The organism is Amycolatopsis kentuckyensis (assembly GCF_002155975.1).
Lineage (GTDB): Bacteria > Actinomycetota > Actinomycetes > Mycobacteriales > Pseudonocardiaceae > Amycolatopsis > Amycolatopsis kentuckyensis.
The window spans coordinates 1-9,412 of sequence record NZ_MUMI01000151.1; the positions used below are offsets into that span (position 1 = coordinate 1).

A 9,412-nucleotide genomic window follows, 5' to 3' on the forward strand; every position below is an offset into this window, starting at 1 on the left:
CGGTTGGTCAGGCCCTGGCGGATCAGGTCGATGATGCGCAGCTCGGCGGCCGACAGGTCGGCCGGGGCGAGGTTACGGCGGGGCGGGGTCACCCCGCGCTCGCGCATCCGCGCCTTGATCGTCATTCTCAGCAGGTCGCCGCCGAGACGACGGGCGATGTCGTAGGCCTCGTGCAGCCACGGCCGCGGCTCGTCGGCGATGAACGAGGCGATCAGGCAGGCCCGCATCAGCTCGCTCTGGTTGTCGTGGCTGCGCACCACCTCGACCGCGGTGCGGGCACTCGCGAAGTCGCGTCCGGCCAGGCCGGCGACCATCAGGTCGGCCATCTGCAGCCGGCGGCCGCCGTAGCGGCGGTACCACTTCCGGGCCAGCGTCCGCAGTTCGGCCAGCTTTTCGAAGCCACCGGTCTCGGCCTCCAGCATCGCCAGCCGCACCAGCAGCCAGTGCATCCCGATGGCGTTGCCCCGCTCGGCCGCCTCCGCGGCCCGTTCGTAACCCCGCCAGCCCGCTTCGACCGCTTCGTGCACCTGCCCGGTGCGCCACAGCAGCCCGGTTTCGGCCCAGCTCGCGACCGCGGGGAACGGGCCGTCGCCCGCCGCCGCCAGCCATGCGGCGGCGAGCTCGGATTCCCCTTCGCAGGACTGGATTTCGGCGGCGAGCAGGCGCGCGTGCGTGTGCACGGGCGTGCCGGGCCGTCCGCTCAGCTCGAGCGCGCGGGCCGCGGACAGCACCTCGGCCCACTCCCCGCGGTGGTAGCCGGTGATGATCCGGTGGTACAGCGCGAGCGGACCGCCGTCCGGCGCGCCGTATTCGTCGCCGAGCAGGAAGCCGAACAGGGCGACCAGGTCGTGCCGGCCCGCCCAGATCTCGAGCTGGTCGCGCACCGGCGCGGAGTCCGGCGCGGCGCCGAGCCGGAAGGCGCCGAACGCGTGCACGAACCCGTCGAGGCTGATGGCCTCGCGCCCGTCGAACCACCGCCCGGCGAACTCGAGCGGCGGGCGGCTCGCCCGGTCGGCCGCCAGCTCCGCCGCCACGGCGGCCGGGACCGGGACGCCGGTGTGCAGCGCCGCCATGGCCGCCGCCACCGCCAGTTCGTACTCGAGCCCGTCCGGGACGCCGGCGGTCACCGCCTCGGCGACGACCTCGCGCAGCCACTCGTAGCGGCCGATGCCCACCAGCAGCCGCAGCAGCGACCGCGTCAGGTCCGGCAGCCGGCCGGTGTCGTGGGTCGCGCAGTGTCCCAGCGCGGCGCGGTACCAGCGGGCGGCCGTCTCGGGAGCGGACGCCCGGATCCGGGTGATCTCCCGGCACCACCGCGAAATCATTTCCGGGTCGCCGGCGTGCCCGGCCGGCGCGGCTTCGGGCGCCCCCGGCCGCAGGTGCTCGTCGACCACGCGGTGGAGGGCAGGCACCCGCTCGTCCCCCCAGGCCTGCGCCACGGCCGCGGCCAGGGCCGGGCAGGAGACGACCAGCTCACCCCGGCCGTCACAGCCCAGCACACCGGCCGCGACGAGCCGGTCGGCGGCCCGGCCGCAGGCGGCCGGGTCCCAGCCGGTGTTTTCGGCCAGGCGCAGCAGGTCGTCCACCCGCAAGGTCCCGGCGGCGCCGACGAGCACGACCACCGCCGCGGCCGGTTCCGGCAGTTCCGTCACCCGCCGCACGAGATCGTGGCCGGGCGGCAGCGCGATCGGCGCGCCGGGATCGGCCAGGCACCGCACGCCGTGCACCGGAACGAGCCGGCCGGCCTGTTCGAGCGCGTCCCAGGTCGCCAGCACGGCGCCCGGGTTGCCGCCCAGGGAGCCGAGCGCGTCCCGCACGGCCGGGGTGACGGCGGGGTCCACCGGCCCGTGCGCGGCGATCAGCTCGTCGACCTCGCCGTCCGTCAGCGGTCGCAGCTCGACGACCTGGTCGGCGAGCGCGCTCAGCAGGGTCGGCTCGACGGACTCCGCCTGCCGGCAGGCGGCGAGCACGGTGCAGCCCGCGTACCGGGCGGCCGCGATCGCGAAGCCGGGGTTCGGCACCGCATCGAGGTCGTCGAAGACCACGGCCGAAGGCCCGCTCCGCCGCAGCGCCGCGAACAACTGGGTCAGTTCGGTGAACAAAGCGGAACCGAAAGGTGAACAATCGGTGTCGTCCGGCTGACTGAGCCGGCTCACCGCCGCCAGCCTGGTGTCGCACCGCGTCCCGAACTCTTCGCGAAAAGCGGTCAGCACGGCCGGGATGCCGAATGCGTCGGGACCGCCGGCGGAAAAGCGGATGTGAACAACTTTCAGGCCGCGGTCCCGCCACTTCTGCCGCACCGCGCCGAGCAGCGCCGTCTTGCCCGCGCCGGCTTCGCCCCGGACCACGACGAGAACGGGCCGCCCCGCGACCTTTTCGAGCGCGGCGACCTCGTCGCCCCGCCCGGGCAAGACACCGCGGTCCCGGATCACCGGCCACCTCCTCCGTTGCCCGGGTGACGACGGCGCGCCAGGTTCATTACGCCGTCCGGCCCAAAGCTGGATGAGATGTACCCCATTCGGGTCGGCTCGGCAAATAGCCGAATACGCATATGGACAAATGACCGCGGCGTTTCACCCAGCCCGGCGTGTGCTTCGACACTTTCGAGAAATCCGCGCTCCCGTTCCGAGATACGGACCCCCACATCTCACCCGAACGAGTGATCTTGCGCCGCCCGCGGGCCGGATCTCCTGGTCTCCCAAGCAAAATCACGATCCGGCGGCGACCCCCGGCCCCGGAGCTGCCGCTAGCCTGGGCCGGACCTCGCCGCGGGGCCACCAGCAACGAGCAGAGCGAGAAGCGTGCAGCCTGACCGATTCGTCCCGCCGTCCGAGCGGGTCGCCCTCGACGTCGTCGAAGCGCTGCGCTCGCCCGGCCGTCCGGTGGTGACCGTCCTCGGTGGACCGGCCGGCACCGACCTCGGCGCGGTCGAGGACCGGCTCTGCCGCCGGCTCACCGAGGACCGGGCGGGGTTCACCGAGGTGCGGGTGGTCGACCTCGCCTTCGCCGGCTCCGCCGCCGGGGCGGCCCTGCTGGAACGGATCCCGCCCGCGGCCGTGCTGCGCGCGACCGCCGGAACGCTCCTGCTGCTCAAGGACGTCCACCTGATCCCGGCCGAAAACCTCGGATCGCTGGACGCGCTGGCCGGGCAGCTGGCCTCGACGAAGTCCGCCTGCGTGTGCACGGTCGCCCTGCCGCTGCCCGTCGCGACCCGCGCGGCCCTCCTCGAGAGCGCGGCACGGCTGCACCGGGACGGCTTGCTCCGCTACCTGAACCTGCGTCCGCTCCCCCGCACCGAACTGCCGCCGCTCGTCACGGCGCTGCTCGGCGCGGTGCCGGAACCGGCGCTCGTCGACCGCCTGTGGCGGGCCACCGGAGGCTGGCCCGCCACGGTCGAGGCCGGCCTGCGGATCGGCCAGGCCGGCGACACGCTGCGCGTGGTGGACCGGCACGCCTACACCGTCCGGACGGCACCACCGCCCCAGCTGACCGAGCAGCACGACCTGCTCGCGGCGATCCGCCGGATGGGCGCGACCGCGTGGGCGGCGGCCAAGGCGATCGCGGTGCTCCGCCCGCTCGGCCCGGCCGCCACGCGGCTGGTGGCCGAAGCGCTCGGCACGTCGGAAGCCCAGGCTCGCCACGAACTGGACCTGCTGACCCGGGCCGGGGTGCTGCGCCGCGCCCGGTTCGCCGGCGGCTGGACGTTCCGGCAGCCGCTGGTCGCGGCCGCGCTGACCTGGGCGCTGGGCCCCTACGAACGCCGCAGGCTCGCCCAGCTCGCCGTCCACGCGCTGTGGTCCGGCACGGCCCGCAGCACCGTGCCCGGCTACCTGCCCGACCGGCTCGCCGACGCGGGCCGGCTGGTCGATCCCGGCCGGGCGGCCGCGGACCTGCTCACCCACGCCCGCGCCACGGAGGCGGCCGGCCGGGAACGGGCCCTGCCCTGGCTGCGCGCGGCGGCCGAGCTCACCGCCGACCCGGCCGGACGCGCCGAGATCCTGCTGCTGCACGTCCGCACCTGCTTCGCCGTCGACGATCCGGTCCAGGCGCTGGAGTCCGCCGAAACGGTCCTGTGCTCACTCGCCGGGGAAATCCCCGAAGGGGAACGGCTGGACGTCTGCTTCGGGTACCTCGCGGCGCTGTCGGAGTCGGGGCGGCGGGACGAGCTGGCAGAGATCGCCGGCGGCGGCGCGTCGCCGGCCACCGCGGGCCCTCCGCTCGAAAGCCTGGTCGTGCGCGCGTTCGCGCTGTCCCTGCTCGGCCGCTGGCGCGAAACCCGCGATCTCGTGCGGCGGATCCGCGAAGACCCCGACGTGGCGCGGGTCGCGGCGCCGGTCCGGCTGTTCGGTTCCGTGGTGGACCTGTGGCTGGGCGACCGCACGGCGTTCGACCACGACGTCGCCGAGCTGGAGCGCCGCACCGAGGCCGGGGAACGGCTCGTCGCCGAGACCGCCTGCCACGCCGGCGCCCTCGTGGCGTTGAGCGAACTGCGCCAGGCCGAGGACCTGTTGACGGCCGCCCGGGGCGGGCCGGTCCGGCTGAGCACGGCGAGCCGGATGGTCCTGGCGGTCGGCGCCGGCCGGTTCGACGACGCCATGGAGCTGGCCCGCAAGCACATCGCCGCCAGCGCCACCGGCGGCTGTCCCCCGGACCGGACCGTCATGTTCCAGCTCGTCTCGACCCTCCAGCTGTGCCGCGGCCGGCTCTCCCGCGCCCGCGAGCTACTCGCCACGGCACGGGCCCGCGGTCCGGCGATGCCGCACCTGCTGGCGATCCCGGAGGCGCTGTACGAGCGCGCGCACGGCGAATACGCGCGGACGGAGTCGATCCTGCGTTCGGCGGTGTGCGAGGCCGAGGAGAACGGCGTCGTGGCGCAGACCGACCTGCTGTGGATCGCGCTGGCCGACATGGCCGTCCGCACCGGGCGGACCGATCCGCTGCCGGACTACCTGCGCGAGCTCGAGCGGGTGGCGGCGTGCCTGGGCACCGAGCGCGCCGAGTTCAACCGCCTCACCCTGCACGCGCTGGTGCACGCCGACGACAAGGCGGCGAAGGCGGCGATGAGCCTGCTGCGCCTGCGGAACCAGCCCCTGGAACAGGCCGTCGCCCTGGAACGGTTCGTGCGGTACGGACTGGGCGAGCCACCGGCGTTGCTGTCCGAGTCCTACGCCATCTTCGGCGAGATGGACGCCTTGATGAGCCGCTCCTGGTCGCGGACGCTGATGCGCCAGTACGGGGTGCAGGTGCCCGGACGGCAGACGACGCTCACCGAGAACGAACGCCTGCTGGCCGTGCTCGTGGCCGAGGGGCTGGGCAACAAGCAGATCGCCACCCTGCTGCAGACCGGGGAGAAGAGCGTCGAGGGCCGGCTGTCCCGGCTGTTCCAGCGGACCGGCTACCGGTCCCGGGTGGAGCTGGCGACCGCGATCCTCTCCGGCCAGTACCCGGACGGCTGACGCTGCCCGTGGCCTGCCGCGGCCGATCGTGCGTGGCGATGCGGGCGCTAACCCGCCTTACCGCTCACGACGTCGCCGGTGGCCGGGCCGAGCGCCGCGACCAGGTCGGCCACCCGGTGGTGCGCTTCCAGCGGGTGGCGCAGGCGGCCTTCCGGGTGGATCTTGTAGTGGTTGCGCCGTCCGACGCGCTCGCGCTCGAGGTAGCCCTCCGCGATCAGGTCCGCGAGGATCAGCTGCACCCCGCGTTCGGTGATCCCCACCAGCTGGGCGATGTCGTGCAGCGTCCGGTCCGGATCCGCGGCCACGCACAGCAGCACGTGCGCGTGGTTGCTGAGGAACGTCCACGAAGCCATCCGGCCCCCTCACACCGTCCGAACTTGACAGACGAAGTGTAGTTCGTCATTCTGGAGGCACGGAGGGGAGTACCCGCCCGGTCCGGCATCGTCAATCCGGCTGCCCGTGCAGCCCGGTGCCGGCGTCACCTTCGGGTGGCCGGGGAGACCTCTGGTTCGCCACCGAACCAGAGGAGTCTGTCGTGACCGTCCCGATCTGGGCCTGGGCCGCCGTGCTCGGCGTGATCCTGCTCATGCTCGCCGTCGACCTGCTCGCCCACCGGCGCGCGCACGTCGTCGGCGTCCGGGAAGCCCTCGCGTGGTCCGCCGTGTGGGTCGCGCTCGGGCTCGCCTTCGGCGCCGTGATCTGGTGGGCCTGGGGCGCGGAGTTCGCGGGCCAGTACTTCGCCGGCTACGTCATCGAGAAGTCCCTGGCGGTCGACAACGTCTTCGTCTTCGCGATCATCTTCGGCTACTTCGCGGTCCCCCGCGAGTACCAGCACCGCATCCTGTTCTACGGCGTCCTCGGGGCGCTGGTGTTCCGGGCGGTGTTCATCGCGGCGGGCTCGGTCCTGATCGCGAGCTTCGCGTGGATCCTCTACGTCTTCGGCGCTTTCCTGGTCCTCACCGGGATCCGGATGGCACTGCACCGGGACGAGACCGTCGACTACGACAACAACGCGGTGCTGCGGGTGTTCCGCCGGGTCGTCCCGGCCACGGACCGGTTGCACGGCAAGAAGTTCCTCGTGCGCGAAGCCGGCCGCTGGGTGGCCACGCCGCTGCTCACCGTCCTCGTCCTGATCGAGGTCACCGACGTCGTCTTCGCGGTCGACTCGATCCCCGCGATCTTCGCGGTCACCCAGGAGCCGTTCCTCGTGTTCACGTCGAACGCGTTCGCGATCCTGGGCCTGCGGGCGATGTACTTCCTGCTCGCCGACCTGATGCACCGGTTCGTCTACCTCAAGATCGGCCTGGCCATGGTGCTGGTCTGGGTCGGCGTGAAGATGCTGCTGCTGGACGTCTGGAAGATCCCGACGGCGCTCTCGCTGGGCGTGGTCGGCGCGATCCTCGCCACGGCGGTCACCGCCAGCTTGCTCCGCACCTCGGCTGTCTCTCGAAAGGAATGACTGATGCGCCTGACAACGATGGTCCTCGCCGGAGGCCTCGTGCTGACCCTCACCGGCTGCGGGGTGGCCGAGACCGCGGGGCAGGTGAGCAACGCCGCCTCGACGGCCGCGGTCTGCACGGACGCCATCCGGATCGCCACGGCGAACCCGGACCTGACCAACCCCCAGGCTGCGGCCGACCGGGCCCACGCGGCCGCGGACGAACTGACCGGCCTGGCCTCGAAAGCCGCGAACACCACGGCGGCCGACGCGATCAACGGCCTGGCGACCACGATGCGCGAGACGACGGTCGACGACCTGGTGAAGACACCGGCGGCCTGGGTGCAGAAGAAGGCCGACCAGGTGGCGGCGCTGACCAAGGCCTGCGCCGGCTGACCACCGGTCTTCCGTTCCCCGTCGCCGAACGTCGCGAGTGGTAACGCGGGTCGGCACCGCGTTACCACTCACGACCGCGAAAGGACTCCATGACCGTCTCGACCGACACCGCCGAACTCACCGGGGTAGCCGGCTGGGCCGTGGGGCTCATGGAGTCCCTCGGCGGCCCCGGCGCGGCTCTCGTCGTCGGGCTCGACAACCTCTTCCCGCCGCTGCCGAGCGAACTCGTGCTCCCGCTCGCCGGGTTCGCCGCCGGGCGCGGGACGTTCGGCCTCGGCACCGCTCTGTTCTGGACCACGCTGGGCTCGGTGGCCGGCGCCGTGGTCGTCTACCTCGCCGGCGCGCTGCTGGGGCACGACCGGATGCGGCGGCTGGCCGGGCGGCTCCCGCTCCTCGGGACTGCCGACTTCGACCGCACCGCGGCCTGGTTCGCCCGGCACGGCGGCAAAGCCGTCTTCTTCGGCCGGATGATCCCGGTCTTCCGCAGCCTCGTCTCCGTTCCGGCCGGGGTGGAACGGATGCCGTTCGGGCGATTCCTCCTCTTCACCACGGCGGGCAGCCTGATCTGGAACACCGTCTTCGTCGTCGCGGGCTACCTGCTCGGCGAGAACTGGCCGCTGGTCGAGCGGTACGCCGGGTTCTTCCAGTACGCCGTCCTGGCGGTCGCCGTCGTCGCGATCGGACTGTTCGTGGTCCGGCGGATCAAGGCGGGCAAGGCCGTTTAGAGTTCCTCCCATGAGTCAAGCCGTCGTGTCCGCCCTGCGGGAACGCGTGTACGCGACGCTGGTCGGCCTGTCGACCGTGCTCGTCCTGGTGAACTACGCGAACGAGACGACGGGGGCGGAAGCCGTCGCGGACATCGCGGCCGCCATGGGCGCGCTCTGCCTGGCGGGCGGGTTCGCGGACATCAGCGCCCACCGCATCGCCCACGGCCGGTTCCCCCGCGGCCACGACCTGCGCCACATCCTCAAGGCGGCGAGCCACGTCCTGGAGACCGCCCTGCTGCCCGTCCTCAGCGTCGGCGCCGCGGCACTGGGCTGGCTGCCGCTGAGCACCGCGCTGTGGCTCGCCGCCCTGTCGCTCGTGCTCACCATCGCCGTGCTGGCTCTGCTCGCGACGCGGCGCACGGCCGTCCGGTGGCCGGTCAAGCTGCTGCTGTTCGTGGTGGAAGTGGCGCTCGCCCTCGCCGTCGTGGCGGTGAAGCTGCTGGCCCACTGAACGCTTCTTTGCGGTTTGCCAGTCCGCCCCTGCGGATACTGGCTTCCCACCGCCGGAGAGGAGCCGTCGCATGGCCAGCCGCGTCGCCCTGCCCCTGACCGCCGCGCAGACCGAGCTGTGGTACCGCTGGGCGGAGGCACCGGGCCAGGCGGTGTTCAACGTCGCCGGGTACTACGACATCCGGGGGCCGTTCGACCCGGAACTGTGGACCGCGGCGGTGCGGCAGGTCGTGCGCGAGGCGGAAACGCTGCGCATCCGCGTCGAGGTGGCCGGCGACGAGCCGTGCCAGGTGATCGAGCCCGCCGGAGTGGACGTCCCGGTGCGGGACCTGGGCGGCGAACCGGACCCGGCCGCGGCGGCCGAAGCGCTGATGTGGGCCGAGGTGCGGACCCCGTTCGACCTTTCCGCGCCGCTCGTGCCCCGCTGCGTGCTCCACCGGCTCGGCGCGGGGCACTGGCGCTTCTTCATGTGCCTGCACCACCTGGCCGGCGACGGCTTCAGCGTGGGGCTGCTGCTCAAGCGCATGACCGAGGTCTACGACGCACTCGTGTCGGGCCGCCCGGCCGTCGGGAACCCGCTGCCGCCGCTGGCCGTCCTCGTCGACGACGACCGCGCCTACCACGGCGGCTCGGCCGAGTTCGACCGCGACCGTGCACTGTGGACGAACCGCTTCCCGCACCCGCCCGAACCGACCAGCCTCTCCTCGCGCGCCCCGGTGCTCGCGGTCGACGTCGTCCGGCGATCCGCCCGGTTGTGCCGCTCCGACGCCGAACGGTTGCGGGAAAGCGCGTGGCAGGCGCGGGTGGCGTTCCCCGAACTGGTCGTCGCGGCGACCGCCGCCTTCGCGCAGCGGATGACCGGATCCCGGGACGTGCTGCTGACCCTGCTGACGACCGCCCGCCGC

General features: G+C 73.3%; 8 protein-coding genes. 6 read left to right on the top strand and 2 right to left on the bottom strand.

The genetic code is table 11. The features are described 5' to 3' along the window. Nucleotides 1–2,432 (bottom strand): ATP-binding protein (locus CCN39_RS15980; protein ID WP_086842782.1); only part of this gene is annotated, 2,432 nt, incomplete at its 3' end. 369 nt (nucleotides 2,433–2,801) lie between these two features. On the opposite strand from CCN39_RS15980, the gene CCN39_RS15985 reads away from it, so the two are divergent. After that, nucleotides 2,802–5,456, top strand: coding sequence for a helix-turn-helix transcriptional regulator (locus CCN39_RS15985; RefSeq protein ID WP_086842784.1), 2,655 nt, complete (start codon nucleotides 2,802–2,804; stop codon nucleotides 5,454–5,456). Nucleotides 5,457–5,503: 47 nt separating this feature from the next. On the opposite strand, the gene CCN39_RS15990 is transcribed toward CCN39_RS15985, so the two are convergent. Continuing rightward, a complete protein-coding gene (locus CCN39_RS15990) occupies nucleotides 5,504–5,809 on the bottom strand; it encodes a helix-turn-helix transcriptional regulator (protein ID WP_086842786.1) in 306 nt (101 codons plus the stop codon). Between the two features lie 182 nt (nucleotides 5,810–5,991). Here CCN39_RS15990 and CCN39_RS15995 point away from each other — a divergent pair, with 182 nt between their 5' ends. The 5 genes from CCN39_RS15995 to CCN39_RS16015 all read left to right on the top strand — a co-directional run. After that, a complete protein-coding gene (locus CCN39_RS15995) occupies nucleotides 5,992–6,915 on the top strand; it encodes a TerC family protein (RefSeq protein ID WP_086842788.1) in 924 nt (307 codons plus the stop codon). 3 nt (nucleotides 6,916–6,918) lie between these two features. Beyond that, on the top strand, nucleotides 6,919–7,290 hold the full coding sequence (locus CCN39_RS16000; protein ID WP_086842790.1) for a bacteriophage spanin2 family protein: 372 nt from the start codon (nucleotides 6,919–6,921) through the stop codon (nucleotides 7,288–7,290). An 89-nt stretch (nucleotides 7,291–7,379) separates the two neighbouring features. Further along, the gene (locus CCN39_RS16005; protein WP_167455104.1) at nucleotides 7,380–8,015 is read left to right on the top strand and encodes a DedA family protein; all 636 of its coding nucleotides are present in this window, start codon (nucleotides 7,380–7,382) and stop codon (nucleotides 8,013–8,015) included. A 10-nt stretch (nucleotides 8,016–8,025) separates the two neighbouring features. Continuing rightward, nucleotides 8,026–8,508: a hypothetical protein gene (locus CCN39_RS16010; protein WP_086842791.1), complete on the top strand. Its 483-nt coding sequence runs from the start codon at nucleotides 8,026–8,028 to the stop codon at nucleotides 8,506–8,508. Nucleotides 8,509–8,578: 70 nt separating this feature from the next. Continuing rightward, on the top strand, nucleotides 8,579–9,412 hold an 834-nt coding region (locus CCN39_RS16015; protein ID WP_244210807.1), incomplete at its 3' end, for a condensation domain-containing protein.